Consider the following 18,485-nt stretch of genomic DNA (forward strand, 5'->3'; position numbering starts at 1 on the left):
GCGAAAAGGAAATCGACGAGAGCAGCACCATATTTAAGCAGCACCATTTTAATTTGTATTCTCTTTAATCCGCAAGAACTCTCATGAGCGGACTCTTCGAGCATCGCGCAGTGAAGGGCCGGATAAGGAGAGTGTGTTATTTTATTAGTTTTAGGGAATAGATCTTAGTACTACAATCGATATTTGTGTTAATGAAAACTTATAAAAGCATGAAGATATGAAAGCAAATATCATCAAGAGACCTTAAAAATATAAAAGACCTTCACGTGCACAACTTCAAGAAACCAACTGACCTATAGTTCGTCAGGCGGATACCATAGTATAGTTACAACGTATTTAATATGTCACGAAGTTGATCAATTTTAAAATTGGATCGGACAACCCTGTTTTCCTTTGTATTAACGATGACATAGCGTGGAAATGAATATATACCCAATTCCTTTTGAAGGTTGGGGTAATCTCTGTTCTCAAAAATGTAGTTTTCATAGGTATAAGGATGTTTTTCCAAATACTGCTTCCATGTTGTAAATTTGTCATTAACAGCTATGCCTAAAAATTTAAATTTTCCATTATCCTTATATTCATTCACGATGCGCTGTAGCTCAGGGTGCTGAGCTATACAGGGGCCGCACCATGTACCCCAAAAATCAATAACTAGGTATTCAGTACTATCGTAAAGTTCCCTGATATATTTTTTTTCTCCACGCGAGTTTATTATGGTAAAATTGGGGACAGGTACATTTTCTTTTGGTTTATATAATGTAACCATATCCTGATATTTTTTTAAAACCCGTTCACTGTCAAAATATGGAGAGTTTTCTTTCTTCAGCAGCTGAATGAGCTGATAAATCGAATCTTTATGTTGGAATACAGTACTAGAATTGTAAAAAGATAAGCTAGGGTATTCCAATAGAAATGTGAGATGCTCTTCGCTGAGCTTATTTGCCGAATATTTTGTAAAAATTTTCAGGAATTCGGTCATTCTATTGTTATCACCTTTAATCTGTTCCTCTAAAACTGGAATATTGGTTAAATCGAGCGTTTTTGCTGTGGTTTCAAATTCAGTAAATTGTTTGTTCAAATCGCTTCCATATACTTTTAATTGATGTGTGTTTATATTTATATCCATCGTTAGATCATTGGAATCAATAATAAAAGAATACAAGAAGTTTGGTGGGAAAATCTGGTGTCTACGGAAAAAACTGGAGAAATCCTCTCGGTTTGTGAATACACTGTCTGATAGGGCTAGTTGCGCAAAATTGAAATGACCTTTATCAAGAATCTTGTTTATTACAAACTCGCAAGTTCCACTTTTAACTTCCGTTTTAAAGACATCATTATTAATTAATACGTAACTATATGCTGGTAAGGTATCCGCATAGACTTTAAATTTTAAACGAATGTTTTGGCCATAATTATTGCTGATTGCCAAAAAGGTGAAAATGAGAACGAATAGGAACTTGGTCATAATTTCTTGTTTAAATTGAAGTTAAAGACAAAATATGAAAAATAGTGATAATAAGTGCTCTTTTTAATGTATCTATCCAGATTCTTCTAAAGAATTTGCAATCGTAAGGAAAGCATTAAGTATACCTTGTTGATTTGTATCCAATTCTTTAAGGTATTTTTCCTCTGAGGAATAATGGAAATGAAAGAACAACAGATGGCTCAACGATCCAATCGTTGGTTTTATCAACAGTTTCCGCCCATTCGATGGATAGCGAAATCCATCGGAAAGGATATAGATTTTCAGGTTATCAAATGGAATCTTGAGATGACTTTAGTTTATTTGCGTATTCATCAGAGTAGTGCAATTAATTAGTGTTTTGTTTTGTTTAAAAAAGGGAATATTCGTGGTACCAATCCAGTCAAGACATGTCCCATTTCCGGGATGACTATTATGGTAAAGTCTGTCACAATATTTTGCAATCTCCTGGCAATTTTCTGGGTAGAGCGTATTACATCCTGCTCTCCGCCGATGAATAACACTGGCATAGTCAAACGACTGAGTTCGTCATCTGAAAAAATGTATTCTTTTTCTATTCTCGCATTAAAATTGGTTTGTATTAAATCCATAAATGAAATAATCTTATTATCTACACGCTGGCTTCCCAAGACCAGTCTATTGATCCTGATACGTCCAGTTGTTCCCAAAAGGGAATAGAGGATGGCTTTTATGATAAATGTTGTTTTGGTAGGAATTATTCCTGCAGGCGTCAGCAAAATCAGCCGGTCAACTAATTCAGGATAACTTGTTGCAAATCGCAATGACAACCATCCTCCTTGCGATAATCCGACTATATTTGCCTTGTTGATATTGAGGCTGTCGAAAATCTCTTTTAGCCATTCTGCGAAATCTATTGTTTCATAAGAAGGTCTGGTTTCTGCACTCTTTCCTGCCTCTCCGATAATGTCTATTGCTATGACTTTATATTGTTTTGAATATTCGGCTATGTCGGATAACCATGACGTTGCATTAGAAGACGCGCCATGCAGTAAGATGACGATTTCTTGGTGTTGACTTCCTGCCTCCAAAAAATGGGTGCCACCAAAAGTTGTTTTCAAGACATTGGCTTTCAAATTCAATGACGAATTTGTTATTGCATCGTCGTAAGCCCGGATAATTTTGTTTTTTGCTTCAGGGCTTTTAAAGACCGTTTTATTCATGAATATTTCTGTATATAATGTTGTTGTATAATAAGAACTGCATTACCGTCCTTTCGCTTTATCACCTCTTAAAGTCATGACTGTACTCGTTACCATAGCTGCTGTTTTGCCATCACTGCGAAAAATATCGCATCGGTAATGATTTAAGTTTTTTCCATTATGCAAAGGCGATGCTTTGGCAGTAAGTATATCCTCGAAAACTGGCCGGTAAAAATTGATTTTCAATTCTACGGATGTAAAAGTTTCGCCTTCCTGAATAAGAGTCGAATGTGCGGTTCCGATGGCTGCGTCAGCCAATTCGCAAAGCAGTCCTCCGTGAATGGTTCCCTGTTGGTTACTGTGCAGTTCTTTTGTAGTATTGATCTGAACGGTCGCTGTACCTAAACCAGCCTCTATAATGTTTATGCCCAATGTTTTTGATATTGGTGTCGGGTAATGCATATGCGTATGCATATCGCCGGTAATTTCACTTTTTATCAATTTATTTAGGTAATCTAGTATTGATAGTTTTGCCATATACGGAATTATTGTATTTATATAAATAAACCAGTCAGTCTTTTTTTTAATAAAAAATTATATTGTTTTACATGGTTCCTATTATTGACTTGATGGTGTGCAAATGGTGCAAATCATGCTCTGCAACAAAATGCATCAGGTCAATGATATTCATGGGTTGTTGTAACCTCGGATGCATACTTGTCTTCAATAAATCTTCTTCACTCAATTTCTGAAGCATTACAATTGTTTTTTCTCTTTCGCTGACTAGATCGTTAATAAGCTCTTCAACCACCATTTTGTTGAAAGAAGATTGATCAGTTGCTGTATTGCTTAAATCGGCAGTGGACATATCCGGTTTTCCTTTCATTATATCTCTAAAACGGATTCGCCATAGATCTTCTAAAAGGATTAAATGTCCTATATTCTCATTGACAGACCATTTATCTCCCATTTTGCGGGTTGAAACTTCTGTAGGACAACTTTTCAGCACTTGATTTAAAACAGCCGGAAAATCTTCAAGGAGTTTTAGAAATTCGTCAAAATATTCCGAGCCTGTGTTTGAATCAAATTGTCGATCGAACCATCTGACAAATGATTGTGGCTTTACTTCTTTCATTACTATAAATTTATAGGTTATTACTGCTTTTCCATTCTTTGGCAGGTATTATCCACTCGTCTAATGCCCTGAATAGAAAACCGTGTTCCATACCTGTGTTGAGAGTAATTTCTTTAAAAGATTTTAAATCAGAATTTTTAAATCTAAGTTGCCTTGATAATAACTCAGCGTCAACATCGGTTTTTTCATTAATCGATAAAATCTTCCCGTAGAGCCTGAGCTTTTGATCTTTATTCATCGAATCATTTTTAAAGCTTGAGCCAATAAAAACAAATTTCAACGCTGGATTTTTGGCATAATAGGAGATATATTGAGCTATATAACCTCCCTGAGACGTTCCAACAATTGAAATATGGTCATAAGGAACTCCATCGCTGTGTAAGCTGTCAATTTTAAGAATCATTTTTTTTGCATATTTCTTGGGATTAGTGCCGACCTTTCTTTTTTCAGATAGTATGACAGAATTTTTAGATTGAAGTTTTTCTAAAATAGCTGTATATGCCGCTGGTCCGTATTTAGGATGATGTGCATTTAACGGATTTTCTTCCAAAAATTTATTATGCAAAAAAAATACATACTTATTTTGAGCATGAACAGCAAATGGAAGAAATGACAGATAAAGAATTATTAACCTGAAAAACATATAATTTGAAGAAATAGCTTATTTTAATTTAAGGACAATATAAAATTTTATTGCTCCGTATCTACAAGATTCTTTTTTGAGACATCCAGGTCATAAAAATCAGAATGGATATGAGCTTCTGTGCTGGTATTCCAAGATTCCCTGTTTATTTCCAAATAATCGTCTTCTTCATTCATATGGTATCTAATCTATTAAAGTGAATTGATTTTTTGCCATTCTTTGTAGCTAAGTACGCCAAGTTCTGGCTGACATTTACCTTTTAGAATATGGATAAATTCGAGTTGATTTCCGTCCGGATCGTCAAAATAAAGAGCAAGTGCGGGCATCCAGGCAAAAACCATTGGTTCATTGCTTCCATCTTTGAGAAAATTATAGGCTTTTAATCCGTTTTTATCTAAAAAAGTATTTGCGTTATTTAAAATAAAATCTTTGGAACAGCTGAATGCAAAATGTGTTTTATGGAGATCTCCTTGTTGTTCCCAAAGTCCGAGCATGGCCTTTTTATTTTCTCCGATCCAAAGAAACGCAATCGGCCGGGTTTCATCATAGTGCGCAAACTCAAGTCCCAATATTTGAGTATAGAATTGCACTGCGTTTTCCAAGTTGCTTACTTGAATGTGTGTCTCATATAATCCTTCAATCATTTTTATATATTTTATTATTAATAATTATAGTGTTGTCATAATTATTACCATTTCATCTTAGCATATGAATAATCGGATAATCTTTACCAGAGCCATCTTTTTCGGATCTCCCTGCTTCTCTGAACCCTAATTTTTCATAAAATCCTCTAGCCTGATAATTTTGCTCATTAACATCAACCTTTGTAATGCCTTGCGTTTCATCCATAAATTGAAATAGATGCTTTCCATATCCTTTGCTACGGTAGTCATTGTGAATAAAAAGCATTTCGAGGTTTCCTTCTGATACCGATGAAAATCCGATAGATTTCCCGTTTTCAATAAGGATAAATACTTCGAGGTTAGGGAGATAATCCTTTGGAATAGCTCGTTTAAAGAAGGAAAGATCTTCCTCAAGCAAAAAGTCGTGAGTTGCTCTTACAGCGGATTCCCAGATTTCCATGATTCCTGGATAATCTCCGGTTGTTGCGAGCCTGATTTGTGTTGGCATAACTTTAAGATGGTAATTTAGTTTTAATGATATTCTATTCGTTTTTTAGTATAATATTTATTGAAATAAACCGATCGGTCTTTTCATAAGCAAAAAAAAATTATGCTTTCAGATTCCTGATCATTCTCTCTAAATAGGACATTGCTATATTAAGCTCTGTCATATGCTTGTTGACCTTTGCCTGCATAAAAGCACCTTCGATCATCGAGATCATCACTACAGCAATTTCGGTAGGGTCGGTATCTGCTTTTATTTCATTTCTCTCTATGCCGCGTTTGATTTGATTTTCGATAGATGTTTTCCAAAATGCCAGGGCTTTTTGTACGCGTTTCTGCAGTGCCGGATGTGTATCATCAGCCTCCGTGGCAGTATTTAAAATAGGGCATCCTGCCTGTAAATACGGATACCTGAAATAGTTTTTATAGGTATGAGGATAAACCAACAACCTTTCAAGTGAATCTTTAGTTGCTAAAATACGTTCTTTCATATGCTGCGTTACCTTAGCAAAATTATAGTCAAATACGCTTAATGCAATCTCATCCTTATTCTCAAAATTACCATAAACGCAACCTTTCGAAAGACCAGTGGCGCTCATTACATCTTTTATGGATGTACCCGCATAGCCTTTCACATTAAAAACGGTCGAAGTTTTCTCTATGATCAGCTGTTTGGTATTTTCGGATTTTTGAGTTTTCATCAGTGATAATTCTTGCCCAGAACAAAGTTAATTAAAAAAATAGAACGACCGGTCTTTTTTTTTTAAAAGATTATTTGGATAATGCCTCAAATGTGGAGTCTTTAATATGTAACAAATCAATAAAAATAAGAAATAATATACCGAGCGGTATTATATTTTTATATATTTGTACACGATTAAAGTTTTTGTCAATAGTAATTGTCAAGATGCCAAAAGCAGAAAAAACAAGAGAAATTATCATTCAGAGATCAGCACAGGTATTCCATATTAAAGGATATGAAAATACGGCATTAACTGATATTCAGAAAGTGACTAAACTGACTAAAGGACCGATATACGGTAATTTTTCCGAGCGGAATGAATCGGCAGTTGCAGTATTTCAGGGTAACATCTCGATTGTGTTCAACCGAATCAATAAATGCATAAATGATGCTTCAACTTTGTATGGCCACAAAATAATACGATAATAATTTATGAACAATCTCTTAAAATTAACGATCGAGGCACATGGAGGCCTTTAAAGTTGGAATATGTTTACTAATATATCTGCCCATCTACAAGTCGATGGGCTAACTTGGATTCGGAAACAACAGCCGGGGCAACAATACAAAAACAACCTTAACTATCTTAATGATTTTATTTAAACAATTATATACTATTTGGTATATAATTGTTTAAATAATTATAAATAAAAAAATGAATCGAATACTCTTGATCATCACCGTTATATCAGCGGCTATCATGGAATTGATTGATACGTCTATTGTCAATGTGGCAATCAATCATATGAGCGGAAGCTTGGGGGCAACATTGGAAGATACTTCTTGGGTGGTGACTTCTTACGGCATCGCAAACGTTATCATTATTCCGATGACGGGTTTTCTTGTGAATAACCTGGGGCGAAGAAACTACTATATCGGATCTCTTGTACTGTTTACATTATGTTCTTTTATGTGTGGCAACGCCTCAGGTATATGGGAGCTGGTGGCTTTCCGCTTTTTTCAGGGTATCGGCGGAGGGGCATTGCTCTCTGTCTCTGCGACGGTGGTCTACGAATGCTTTCCAAAAGAAAAACAAAATATTGCGAGTGCCCTGTTTGGTATCGGTGTTTTTATCGGACCGACGATCGGGCCAACACTTGGTGGACACATAATTGATAACTTTTCCTGGGAATGGATTTTTTATATTAATATTCCTATTGGCATCATTACGGCTATTATCTGTTATCGGATTCTTCCGGAGTCGCCAACCAGAAAAAAGGTCAAAGAAATAGACTGGGCAGGAATCTTATTATTGATCGTAGGAATTGGTTCTTTACAGACCATTCTTGAACGTGGGGAAACAGAAGATTGGTTTGAAACCCGGTATATCATCATACTTGCAGTTATTGCATTTTTTTCACTTCTTCTTTTTGTTTACAGGGAACTTACCACAGCACAGCCTGTGGTGAAATTATCTATTTTAAGATCTCCTTCATTAAGTATTTCTGCGTTGCTCACTTTTATTACCGGTATGGGGATGTTTACTTCCATTTATCTGACCCCGGTATTTGCTCAGCGGCTTTTACAGTTTACCCCATCAATGGCTGGTTTAATGCTCCTTCCTGGATCTATTATAGCCGTGTTTGCGCTGATAATTACAGGGCGTGCGCTACAGAAAGGTGTACCACCTGCATTAGTTGTATTCATCGGCTTCTGTTGTTTCATCTATTTCAATTGGTCGATGTCCAGGGTAACTTTAGAAGTCCCGTTCACGACAATATCAGTTAATTTGATTTTCAGGGCACTGGGAATGGCTTTGCTGACGGTTCCCCTTTCTACACTTGCAATTTCGTCATTAAGATCCGAAGATATACCGCAGGGAACAGCCATAAATAATATGATGAGACAGTTGGGCGGGTCTTTTGGTATTTCTATCATCAATACGTTTATTGTCAGAAGAATGGCCCAGCACAGGTCAGGTTTAGTTTCAAACATCACCTACACAAATAATTCAGTGGTAGAAAGACTGAATAAGTATACAGCTCTCTTTCAAACTAAAGGTTTTGGGCATCGTGATGCGCAGCATCGGGCCATCGGCCTAATGGATATGATTGTGCAAAAACAGGTTTTCATGTTAAGTTATATCGACGCTTATCTTTTCATCGGGGCGGCATTTGCACTATCTCTACCTCTGCTGTTATTTTTCTCCATGCGGAAAAGTAATAAAAAAATTGTGGTCGCAGCAGCTGATCATTAGTAAAATTAATCTCAAAAAATAAGAATATGAACACAAAAACAACTCAGTTATTATTTCTGGCGGTACAGCCGGAATAGGTTTGGAGCTTGCCAAGCCATCTGTAGCATATGGAAATAAAGTGATTATCAAGAAGCAAAAGTTCAAGGGAGGATTTTGCATATTTGACACATGTGCTTTCAAAACAGAATATAGACCTTTTATTTGAAAAAAAATCGCCTATCCATTTTCCACTTTTGATTTTTCATCGGCGAGAAGTTCATCTGCGCAGAGTTTCCCGAATTTATCAGCCGCTAACGGACTATCTGCAGTAATTAATTTTCTGTCAACGTGACAATCGCCGGCAATTTTTTTATTCAAAATTTCGATCCCAAGCTGTTTGAGTTTTTCGCCATAAAACCAGGGCATCTCGCCGGGCTGGTATCCACTTTCTGGCAAAGTCTTATCCATTTCATCAGGAAACGAATTAATCTTATATCCCTTAAAAGGAAAATCAGCGTCTCCGCAATCTGCTACGCTTAAGAGCGCTGCGGGACCATGGCAGATTGCCAATAGATATTTATCTTCCGCTACTACCCATTTGATAAGTTCTTTGACATCATTATTTTCAGGTAGTCCGAGCATTGCGCCATGCCCACCTGGGATAAAAACGGCAACGTAATCAACATATCCTTTATTCGTGTCAGCTATAAAATCTCTCAGATTGTGCGGGTTTGAAAATTGCGTATTATACTTGTCGAGGATTTTACCGATGTTTTCATCTTCATACGGCATAGCCCACATCTCAAATTTTACAGGAGCACCTGTTGGTGTGTAGAAGTCAACATCAAATCCAGCCTGTTCGAAATGAAGAATCGGAACCAGTGTTTCGACCGGATGATTGCCTGTTGAAAACTTCTTTCCATTTTTCATGGTCATATACCGTTCTTCTGTGCAGAGCACCAGAATCTTTTTTCGGGTGTCCTTATTGCTATCACTGTACTTTTTTTTACTGTAATTTGTCTTGGTCGTAACCATCGTCTTTCTTGAAAAAAAAGAAGGTTCGTAACCAATGCCGTCAAATACAGGCTCTTTGCTCAAATCGTTTGAAAATAATGACATAGTAATATTTTTTATTGTTTGTAATTCGTGCTATTGAAAAGCTTCGAATGTCAAACTTTCCACACTTTATAAATCTTTAAGAGATAACAATATCCAAACCCGTGCGGTTTCGCCTAAAAAATATTTGTAAGAAAACAGCCCCGAAACAAAGTCGTCAAACGGTCATGGAACTCTCTTTCGTCTTTTTCCTGTTCGTCAATTTCAGGAAATTCATTTTCTTCTTCGTTTCCTAGTTCTCCGTCGATGCCTAAATCATCCTGATCGGGCATTTCTGGAGTTTCATCGGATTCATTCTCTGATAATTCCTCTTCAGGATTATCTGGCACATCGTTCGGAAGATTCTCGGGGCCCTGTTGTGCGACAATTGCGAATGCAACGATAAGTATACCTTGATACCGATCCTGCGTAATTTGGTTTTTTTTCATCTTTTAATAAATATATAAAGTGAACCTTCTTGGGATCGGTTTCGTTAAATGATAAACTACGCAATATAAGTCATTTACTACTTGAAATCATTATAATAGTCTGATGAAGTACTTTAACTGCGGATATTAAGTTTCAGCGTTAAGGATCTTAATGTATTGGAAGTTCATAATCCAATTTTAAGTGAGAGGGATACTTTTTATAAAAATTATAGGGGGATGTTTATACGATGGAATGGCGTTATGTATTTCATGGAAGGTAATAATACTGGGGTTAATAAGTAATTATTACAAATTTTAAAATATAAATTGAAAATTTTCTAGTAATGTAAAAATGGCAGGCTAATTGTTCTGAATTACCTATAACACACGATTTTCTCTACTACGATGTATAAAATATTACTTGTTGACGATCACACATTGGTAAGGAACGGCTTTAGGCTAATATTGGAGTCACATGAGCAACTCTCCATTGTTGGGGAGGCGGGAGATGGAGTAGAGGCGCTAGAACTCTTAGATAAAAGCGAGACACCTGATCTTATAATTACGGATCTCAAAATGAAAGAGATGAGCGGCATTACATTAATCCATAAAGTGAAGGTCAAATATCCTGAAATTGACGTTGCTGTTTTATCAATGATCGAGGATAATAATACCGTGGCTGAAGCATTTAGGGCGGGGGCAGTTGGCTTTTTATCGAAAAATTCGGATTATGACGAACTTGTTCAAGGTATATTCAACATATTACAGGGTAAAAGATATATTTCAATGGAAATAGGTCTATCCCTCCTCGATCATTTTCAGCTAAATAGTCCTATTTATATCGATAAAGAGGCTATTTTCCATCGCTACGATATTTCTGAAAGGGAATTAACGGTTTTGGAACTGATTTCACGTGGTTTTACAAATGCTGAAATAGCAGATCAGATATTTCTGAGCAAACGAACAGTTGAGGGGCACCGGCAGCAGCTGATTGATAAAACAAAAACAAAAAATACAGCTGATCTAGTGCGGTTTGCCTTTGAAAATAAACTGCTACAATAAATGCTTACGGTCAATAATGGATTTAAGATTCCGTGTAGATAAAAGGTCTGCTAAGGCTATAGTTTTAAATTAATAAGTATAAGATGGAACTCGATAAGGAAGTAATTCAACGTATTGGCAAGCTACTTGATCGTAAGACTGTCGCAACGGCCGAAAGTGTAACAGCTGGACAGCTTCAGTTTATGCTGTCCCAGATCGAAAATGCTGCAGTTAATTTTAAAGGTGGGATTACAGCTTACACGCTTGAAGAGAAAGTAAATTTATTGGGAATCGATGAGGATGAGGCCAGAGCAAGTGATTGTGTGTCGTCTCAGATCGCAGAAGATATGGCACTGCAGGCATCACACTTGTTCAATGCTGATTTTGGTATAGGTGTTACCGGTTACGCAACTCCGGTGGAAGAGTCACATTTTAAGTTGTATGCATATTTTGCAATATCCTATAACATGCAGATAATCGTTTCCGAAAAAACAGCATTGAAAAAGAACTTCTTAGGTACAAAAGCACAGCAGAAATATGGCGAAAATATTTTGGTCACCTTTGAAAATATACTTGCAAAGCTATTTTAGTGATTTTTCCTCTCAAATTTATCGTAGGTGGTTTACAAAAAATAAAAAAGGCCGGTGACATGAATCCCCGACCTTTATAACTACTAAAACAAACTAACTTAACCTGGTGAAGAACATAATTCTGATAGAATAGTTCATTATTTTTCAAAAAAAGGACTAATCTTTCGATTAGCCCCTTAACTAAATTATAGACAGATCCATTTAGGACCGGAAAATACGTTTAAAATGGCCAGGCCTAAAAACCTGACCATACAATTAAATCAATCAATCTGAACTGATACGTAACGATCGACAATAGATGGACAATTCTTTTGAGACCTTGGTTTGATAAAAATGAAAAAAGACCGAGCCGCAGCAGCAGCCATCCTTTTGCGAGATACATAAAACACAAAAGTATGGTTAATCAATGATTATATTTGAGTAATAAAAAGATTTAAAGATGATAAAATCAATGCGAACACCGATTATTACCATTGGAATTATAATAATGATTTTAAATTTGTTTGGCTGTTCTGAACGTACGAAGCAAAATAATAATAAGCCATCAATTCAGACGCCATTAACCGAGCAAATTATTGATACGACATCGGATGACATGTTATTGGAAGTCGTCTATGATAACCTCTTTCGTAAGTTATCGCCGGCATATGATAAAGAATATGAAATCGTCTTGTCTTGGAACAAATCTAGACAAGCAATTTATATGATCAGCCAATTAGAAGCAGAGGTAAATAATGGTGGTTATAACCAGTTTTATTTTAATTCAAGCGGCCAATTTGCTGCTGCGCTGCCAGAAGCGTTGAAATTAGTTGGCGCTACTAAATTTGCTGATCTGACCCAGCGGGCAAACAGCACTTTTGAAAAGGAGAAATCGAAAATAACCGAAGCACAGGATGGTACGGTAGAAGGTTTTAGTAAATCTTATGAGAACAATCCGTTAAACAAATTTGACGAGGAATTTTACAAACTTAATGACGTTGAAAACTTGCAAAAAATTCAGGTTGACTACATCCGAAAGAACAAGAAAGAGTTTACTGATTAAATCCTATCTTAGTCCTATGCTGTACAATCCCTTTGAACAAGTCACCAAAAGTTCGTTTCGCGAGCTCGTCGAGTCGGGCTATGCCGACTTTGTGCTGCAGCGCTTTGAGTGGCCCGATGTTAAGGAAAAGACAGGTTTTCTGCTCACGCCTTATGATGATAAGGAAGCTGCCGATCAGCATGCCCATCAACTAGGGGCAAAGGAGGGAAGAGCTTTGCAGTTGCCGCAGGAGGCCGATAAGATTGAAAGTCTACTGGAAACAGGTTCAGGCTATCGTATTTTTCTCAATCGCATCAAGGAGGAGAATTGGGATAAGCGTATGCTTAAGCTCTACGAGAAAAATATTGTCAATTACCTGCGTACCAAGACCAGGTTTCAGCGCAAAAATCCGATCGATATCCTATTCTCCCTGGAATATGGTCGGGTAGTGGCTACCATTAGCGATGGACAGACCCAAAAGAAAGTATTTGCTATCGAGATCCTTCGGTAATCAGATCCGGTCCGAACCAATAAGCAGCCATTTTCTTGCCGTAGGGCAATCGGTATTTAAAGTACAAATTGCGTATATTCGTATCAAAGCCAAACAAAAAAGGATACCATTAGGTGCTGGGATATTAGCCTCCATACCGATATTGAGATTATCAAAAATACCTTTCCGCAATTGCGGGACGAGCGCCGTCAATTGGATTACAATTATGACTATCTGGAAAACGTGCAGGCCATTACCTTTCCCAAATATCCGATCCTGTATAAGGATTGCTACCATTGGGAAGTGATGCGGCGCAGACTTCGTTGTTTTAACTAAAAATGTCGGAGAGATAATCTTTAGTGTGGTTCAGAAAGTTACTTTGTTAAAATTTTTTTAAAGAACGGAATTCTTTCAGCCAATGACTGTGCTGTGTAGTCGTGAAGTTCTACTCTTCTCATGTTCTTCTCTTGTCGTTAGAGATCGACTATTTCCACAGATTGGATTATTCTGAAACTATTCGCTCATTTTGCCTGTTATATTGCTGTATAAAAGACCGCAAAAACCATAGAGTTATGAGTTTACAATTAAATAATGTTCTACCGGTAAATAGTGCTGTACCTGAGATCGAAAAGTATGAAGGGATTTTTCACAAGGACGTGATAGAAGGTTTAAATACTTATCCAAAGAAATTATATTCAAAGTATTTTTATGATCCCATTGGCGATCGACTTTTCCAGGATATCATGCATATGCCCGAATATTACCTGACCGACTGCGAGCTCGAAATATTCCGCACAAAAACCTTTGAGCTAGCGGATTTAATCACTACTGATGAATCCGATTTCGACCTGATAGAACTCGGTGCAGGTGATGCCCTTAAATCAAGTCATCTATTACAACATCTCAGCGCAAATCACACCTCATACTCCTATATGCCTATCGATATATCGGGCAATATTCTTTCGTTATTAGTCGAAAAATTAGATCGTGACATCCCAAATTTAGACATTGTACCGCTTGAGGGAGAGTACTTTGAAATGCTTGACCAAGCGATGAAAATTTCCACACGGCGAAAAGTAGTATTATTTTTAGGCGGTAATATAGGTAATATGGATATGGACGAAGCCCAGCTTTTTTGTGCCGAAGTGCGCCGTAAACTAAGCCCCGGTGATATGATTATAATCGGTTTCGATCTCAAAAAGAATCCACACACCGTTCTTTCTGCCTACAATGATAAAACCGGAATCACGTCGGCCTTCAATATCAATTTATTGAATCGCATCAACAGTGAACTTGAAGCTGATTTCGATACCCAATATTTTCAGCATTATCAGTCCTACGATCCAATTTCTGGAGCCTGCCGCAGTTTCTTGGTCAGCCTAACCAATCAACACGTTCATATTAAGGGTGATTCCATATTTTTTAAGGAAAATGAATTGATTGACATGGAAATTTCTCAGAAATATGCTCCTGAGGAAATACAGCGTATGGCTTCCTTAGCAGGATTTCAGCTGATCGCAAATATTGAAGACAGCAAAGGATGGTTTGTTGATTCGGTATGGAGGGTGTCCTAATACGTTTTATTTATGAAAAATATACAAACTGCGCTTATTGAAATGTCGGAAAAGCAAAAATGGATCGATAGCTATCTTGCTATACGAGCATATTCCGAAGAAATTTGCCAACCGTTGGAAACCGAGGATTATGTGGTTCAGCCCATAGGAGATGTTAGTCCTCCAAAATGGCATCTTGGACATACCACTTGGTTTTTCGAAACATTTATTTTACTTCCGCATCTGCCAAACTACCAGCAATTTGACGCTGATTATAATTTTGTGTTTAATAGTTACTATGAAACAATAGGAGCAAGGGTGATTCGTACAGATCGAGGAAATCTGAGCAGACCGTCCGTGGCAGATATCTATAGATACCGCAAATGTGTGGACAAGTACATGATTGAGTTTGTGGATGGTGGATTTTTGACAAATGATCTTCTGGACATCTTCGTTCTAGGATTAAATCACGAACAGCAACATCAAGAATTGCTGCTTACAGATATCAAATATATACTTGGGCACAATCCACTTTTTCCTGCATACGGCAGTACAAAAGCCGCTATCAGTTATACTGCAGCTGAATCAGCGTATGTCAAATTTGATGCTGGGATTTATGAAATCGGATATGAAGGTCCGGGTTTCTGTTTTGACAATGAGAAAGGCAGACATAAGGTTTATCTGAATGACTTTGAAATTGCGAGTGATTTGGTGACAAATAAGGAATATATGGCTTTCATGGAAGCTGGTGGGTACGCTGATTTCAGGTATTGGCATGCCGAAGGTTGGGACTGGGTAAAACGGCGTCAGGCTCGGGCTCCCTTATATTGGCATTTGATGGATGGTCAATGGATGAATTATTCCTTAGCGGGGTTGATGGAAATAGACCATGAGGATGCAGTTTGCCATGTCAACTTTTATGAAGCTTCCGCATTTGCAGCATGGAGGGGAATGCGGCTTCCGACAGAGGCAGAGTGGGAAGTCGCGGCAGATTATGTCAATTGGGGACAGCGCTGGGAGTGGACCAATTCTGCATATCTACCTTACCCCGGATTTAAAAAGGAAGCTGGTGCCGTGGGCGAGTATAACGGAAAATTTATGGTTAACCAAATGGTCTTGCGCGGAGCCTCTATTGCAACACCTAAAGATCATAGCCGCAAAACGTACCGAAACTTTTTTCAGACGGCACTGCAATGGCAATTTACAGGTATTAGACTGGCGAGATAATATGATAGATATCGTCTCCATTTCAAAATTCTTCAATGGAAAGGTTGCAGTCGATCAGATTTCCCTTCAGGCCAAGGAAGGCGAAGTTCTTGTTCTGCTAGGGACCAGCGGTTGTGGAAAGACGACAACCCTAAAAATGATCAATAGACTTATCGAACCCGATAGGGGTCAGATTTTTATTGCTGGAAAAGATATCAGGGAAAAACAAGTCCAAGATTTACGTAGGCAAATTGGTTTTGTCATGCAGCATGCTGGTCTTTTTCCACATTATACGGTTGCACGCAATATTGCTGTAGTTCCAGAATTGCTGAAATGGGAAAAAAAGACAATAAGCCTGCGTACTGTGGAGCTACTTCACAAATTAAACTTAGGCGAAGACATCCTCCAACGTTATCCTCATGAACTAAGTGGAGGCCAACAACAGCGCGTAGGCATTGCTAGGGCACTGATAGCCGATTCACCAATTCTATTAATGGACGAGCCCTTCGGAGCGCTGGATACTATAACCAAAGCAGATATCCACGCAGAATTCAGATCCTTGGAGGAGATACGCAGTAAGACGATCATCCTCGTTACGCACGATGTGTCGGAGGCTTTCGAACTTGGACAGCGGATCTGCTTAATGGACAAGGGGAAAATCGTGCAGATTGGAACGCCAAAAGAACTGTTATATAGACCTGCAAATGAATTTGTAGCCAATTTCTTCGCCGAAAATCGCCTACTATTGGAGTATAAAGTGACTACCTTACAAGAACTACAAGGGATTACGGCGATAGATCCTTTTATCTCGCGTTATGGATTTACATTGAGCACAGATTTATGGCATGCCACTCAAGTTCTGAGTATGCATACAGATACGGCGCAAGCCTATGAAACGCTAGTGGGTGCATTTAACAACTATCGAAAACAACAAGTGGTATGAAAGCGCAAAGTTTTTGGCAATTTATGCTCGAACAACAGGACAAGCTATTGACCCAGATTGGCCAACATCTTGGGCTTACATTTTTATCTTTGGTATTTGCAATTCTTATCGGTGTGCCACTAGGAATACTGATCTCGAGAAAAAGAAAATTTGCTGCTATTATTTTAGGTTTTGCAGGTGTTTTGCAAACCGTTCCGAGTATTGCATTGTTGGGCTTTCTTATTCCGATCTTAGGTATCGGAGCCATTCCTGCCATTGTTGCACTATTTATCTATGCACTTTTACCCATCATTCGGAATACCTTTACAGGCATTACTGGAGTTGCCTCTAGTATCGTGGAGGCAGCCAAGGCGATGGGTATGACCGCTTGGCAACTGCTTCTCAGAGTAGAACTCCCACTTGCCATGCCAGTGATTATCGCGGGCGTACGTACAGCGGCAGTGATCAATGTTGGTGTAGCTACCTTGGCATCATTTGTTGCCGCCGGAGGCTTGGGTGAATTTATTTTTGGCGGTATATCCCTCAACAATTCAAACATGATCTTGGCCGGTGCTATTCCTGCAGCATTACTAGCAATCCTCTTGGACAAAGGCATTGCACTAATCCAATATTCCCAGGTAAATATCAAAAGTCGACAGACCTATATTATTTTGGGCATATTCACCGCTGTGTGCATTTTAAGTATGCTTTATATGGTTATGAGGTCCAATGACAGTCGCATCAAGGCAGGTTTCACACCAGAGTTTATGGGACGTCAGGACGGTGACCTGGGACTTCGCAGTATCTATGGTCTTCAGGTCAACCCACTTGTTGTCAGCGATGCAATTATGTATAAAGCCGCTTATGAAAAAGATCTTGATCTCATTAGCGGATACTCCACCGATGGGCGGATCAAGGCATACGACCTGTTTGTGCTGGCAGATGACAAGAAGATTTTCCCACCTTATTTTGCAGCGCCAATTATAAAGACGGCAACACTTCAGAAATTCCCAAAGCTGGAAGAAACAATGAATCTGCTGGCAGATAAGTTCAATGATTCGGTCATGACGGATCTAAATTATAGAGCCGATTTTTTGAAGCAGACGCCAGAACATATTGCAAAGGACTTTCTACTGCACAACAACCTTTACAAACCACCTGGTTCAGGGGGCACTGGTACGATCAGGGTAGGGTCGAAAATTTTTGCGGAGCAATATATTTTAGCTGCGATATACAAAATGCTGATTGAAGGCCATACCAATTATAAAGTAGATACAAAGACGGGGTTAGGCGGGACCAAAATATGTTTTGATGCTTTGATGAGCGATGCGATTGATTGCTATGTAGAGTACACCGGAACAGGCCTTTTGGTGTTGTTAAAACCAAATCAGCAGGTATTAGGAAGCGTATCCAAAAGTCCTTCCGATACCTATAATTATGTGAACAATGAGTTTCAGAGGCTGTACGGCATCAAGTGGTTAAAACCTTTGGGATTTAATAATGCTTATGCGCTAATGATGCGGCGGTCTCAGGCCAGAGAACTTCATATTGAAAGAATTAGTGATTTGAAAAAATATTACTAAAAGTGGTATAAAAACTAAATCAGAAAGTCAAAAAATGATGTTCCGAAGCATTTCTCCTGTATGATTACACCTCATAAAACTCATACA

The 18,485-nt window shown here is 38.0% G+C and carries 22 protein-coding genes; 11 read left to right on the forward strand and 11 right to left on the reverse strand.

Annotation, left to right across the window (positions count from 1 at the left end):
- Positions 1–325: 325 nt before the first annotated feature.
- A complete protein-coding gene (locus IQ31_RS23200) occupies positions 326–1,468 on the reverse strand; it encodes a TlpA family protein disulfide reductase (RefSeq protein ID WP_075992204.1) in 1,143 nt (380 codons plus the stop codon).
- A 180-nt stretch (positions 1,469–1,648) separates the two neighbouring features.
- On the opposite strand from IQ31_RS23200, the gene IQ31_RS27445 reads away from it, so the two are divergent.
- Positions 1,649–1,822 carry a hypothetical protein gene (locus tag IQ31_RS27445; protein WP_157626040.1) on the forward strand — a complete coding sequence of 58 codons (174 nt, stop codon included), beginning with the start codon at positions 1,649–1,651 and terminating at the stop codon, positions 1,820–1,822.
- On the opposite strand, the gene IQ31_RS23205 is transcribed toward IQ31_RS27445, so the two are convergent.
- From IQ31_RS23205 to IQ31_RS23235, 8 genes are all read right to left on the reverse strand, one after another.
- A complete protein-coding gene (locus IQ31_RS23205; protein ID WP_145330388.1) occupies positions 1,819–2,667 on the reverse strand; it encodes an alpha/beta fold hydrolase in 849 nt (282 codons plus the stop codon). The genes IQ31_RS27445 and IQ31_RS23205 overlap by 4 nt on opposite strands.
- A gap of 42 nt (positions 2,668–2,709) precedes the next feature.
- Complete coding sequence (locus IQ31_RS23210; RefSeq protein WP_075992207.1) at positions 2,710–3,183, reverse strand: PaaI family thioesterase; 474 nt, start codon at positions 3,181–3,183, stop codon at positions 2,710–2,712.
- A 67-nt stretch (positions 3,184–3,250) separates the two neighbouring features.
- Positions 3,251–3,781, reverse strand: a complete 531-nt coding sequence (locus IQ31_RS23215; RefSeq protein ID WP_075992208.1) for a DinB family protein — start codon at positions 3,779–3,781, stop codon at positions 3,251–3,253.
- A 10-nt stretch (positions 3,782–3,791) separates the two neighbouring features.
- Entirely contained in the window at positions 3,792–4,331 is a 540-nt protein-coding gene (locus IQ31_RS23220; RefSeq protein ID WP_145330390.1) for an alpha/beta hydrolase, read from the reverse strand.
- A gap of 140 nt (positions 4,332–4,471) precedes the next feature.
- Entirely contained in the window at positions 4,472–4,600 is a 129-nt protein-coding gene (locus IQ31_RS28120) for a hypothetical protein (RefSeq protein ID WP_276521452.1), read from the reverse strand.
- Positions 4,601–4,615: 15 nt separating this feature from the next.
- Complete coding sequence (locus IQ31_RS23225) at positions 4,616–5,068, reverse strand: VOC family protein (protein ID WP_145330392.1); 453 nt, start codon at positions 5,066–5,068, stop codon at positions 4,616–4,618.
- Between the two features lie 52 nt (positions 5,069–5,120).
- Positions 5,121–5,555, reverse strand: a complete 435-nt coding sequence (locus IQ31_RS23230; RefSeq protein ID WP_075992211.1) for a GNAT family N-acetyltransferase — start codon at positions 5,553–5,555, stop codon at positions 5,121–5,123.
- A 100-nt stretch (positions 5,556–5,655) separates the two neighbouring features.
- Positions 5,656–6,252: a TetR/AcrR family transcriptional regulator gene (locus IQ31_RS23235; protein WP_075992212.1), complete on the reverse strand. Its 597-nt coding sequence runs from the start codon at positions 6,250–6,252 to the stop codon at positions 5,656–5,658.
- Between the two features lie 206 nt (positions 6,253–6,458).
- On the opposite strand from IQ31_RS23235, the gene IQ31_RS23240 reads away from it, so the two are divergent.
- Together IQ31_RS23240 and IQ31_RS23245 are read left to right on the forward strand one after the other, a co-directional pair.
- On the forward strand, positions 6,459–6,719 hold the full coding sequence (locus IQ31_RS23240; RefSeq protein ID WP_088161260.1) for a hypothetical protein: 261 nt from the start codon (positions 6,459–6,461) through the stop codon (positions 6,717–6,719).
- Between the two features lie 229 nt (positions 6,720–6,948).
- Positions 6,949–8,490 (forward strand): DHA2 family efflux MFS transporter permease subunit, encoded by a 1,542-nt coding sequence (locus tag IQ31_RS23245; protein WP_145330394.1) that lies wholly within the window; start codon positions 6,949–6,951, stop codon positions 8,488–8,490.
- 216 nt (positions 8,491–8,706) lie between these two features.
- Here the strand turns inward: IQ31_RS23245 and IQ31_RS23255 are convergent, their stop codons facing one another.
- A complete protein-coding gene (locus IQ31_RS23255; RefSeq protein ID WP_145330396.1) occupies positions 8,707–9,588 on the reverse strand; it encodes a DJ-1/PfpI family protein in 882 nt (293 codons plus the stop codon).
- Between the two features lie 113 nt (positions 9,589–9,701).
- Entirely contained in the window at positions 9,702–10,013 is a 312-nt protein-coding gene (locus IQ31_RS23260; RefSeq protein ID WP_145330398.1) for a hypothetical protein, read from the reverse strand.
- Between the two features lie 384 nt (positions 10,014–10,397).
- Here IQ31_RS23260 and IQ31_RS23265 point away from each other — a divergent pair, with 384 nt between their 5' ends.
- The 8 genes from IQ31_RS23265 (at position 10,398) to IQ31_RS23300 (ending at position 18,398) form a co-directional block, all read left to right on the forward strand.
- Positions 10,398–11,054 (forward strand): response regulator transcription factor, encoded by a 657-nt coding sequence (locus IQ31_RS23265; RefSeq protein WP_088161265.1) that lies wholly within the window; start codon positions 10,398–10,400, stop codon positions 11,052–11,054.
- A gap of 83 nt (positions 11,055–11,137) precedes the next feature.
- Positions 11,138–11,623 carry a CinA family protein gene (locus IQ31_RS23270; protein WP_145330401.1) on the forward strand — a complete coding sequence of 162 codons (486 nt, stop codon included), beginning with the start codon at positions 11,138–11,140 and terminating at the stop codon, positions 11,621–11,623.
- Positions 11,624–12,062: 439 nt separating this feature from the next.
- On the forward strand, positions 12,063–12,665 hold the full coding sequence (locus IQ31_RS23275) for a DMP19 family protein (RefSeq protein ID WP_145330403.1): 603 nt from the start codon (positions 12,063–12,065) through the stop codon (positions 12,663–12,665).
- Between the two features lie 16 nt (positions 12,666–12,681).
- A complete protein-coding gene (locus IQ31_RS23280) occupies positions 12,682–13,155 on the forward strand; it encodes a hypothetical protein (protein WP_145330405.1) in 474 nt (157 codons plus the stop codon).
- Positions 13,156–13,706: 551 nt separating this feature from the next.
- On the forward strand, positions 13,707–14,708 hold the full coding sequence (locus IQ31_RS23285) for an L-histidine N(alpha)-methyltransferase (protein WP_145330407.1): 1,002 nt from the start codon (positions 13,707–13,709) through the stop codon (positions 14,706–14,708).
- Positions 14,709–14,720: 12 nt separating this feature from the next.
- Positions 14,721–15,914 carry an ergothioneine biosynthesis protein EgtB gene (gene egtB / locus IQ31_RS23290; RefSeq protein WP_167512272.1) on the forward strand — a complete coding sequence of 398 codons (1,194 nt, stop codon included), beginning with the start codon at positions 14,721–14,723 and terminating at the stop codon, positions 15,912–15,914.
- 1 nt (position 15,915) lies between these two features.
- Positions 15,916–16,836, forward strand: coding sequence for an ABC transporter ATP-binding protein (locus tag IQ31_RS23295; protein ID WP_145330409.1), 921 nt, complete (start codon positions 15,916–15,918; stop codon positions 16,834–16,836).
- On the forward strand, positions 16,833–18,398 hold the full coding sequence (locus tag IQ31_RS23300; RefSeq protein WP_145330411.1) for an ABC transporter permease/substrate-binding protein: 1,566 nt from the start codon (positions 16,833–16,835) through the stop codon (positions 18,396–18,398). Before IQ31_RS23295 ends, IQ31_RS23300 begins: the two co-directional genes overlap by 4 nt.
- Positions 18,399–18,485: the final 87 nt, after the last annotated feature.

This window comes from Sphingobacterium siyangense (genome assembly GCF_007830445.1).
GTDB classification, from domain to species: domain Bacteria; phylum Bacteroidota; class Bacteroidia; order Sphingobacteriales; family Sphingobacteriaceae; genus Sphingobacterium; species Sphingobacterium siyangense.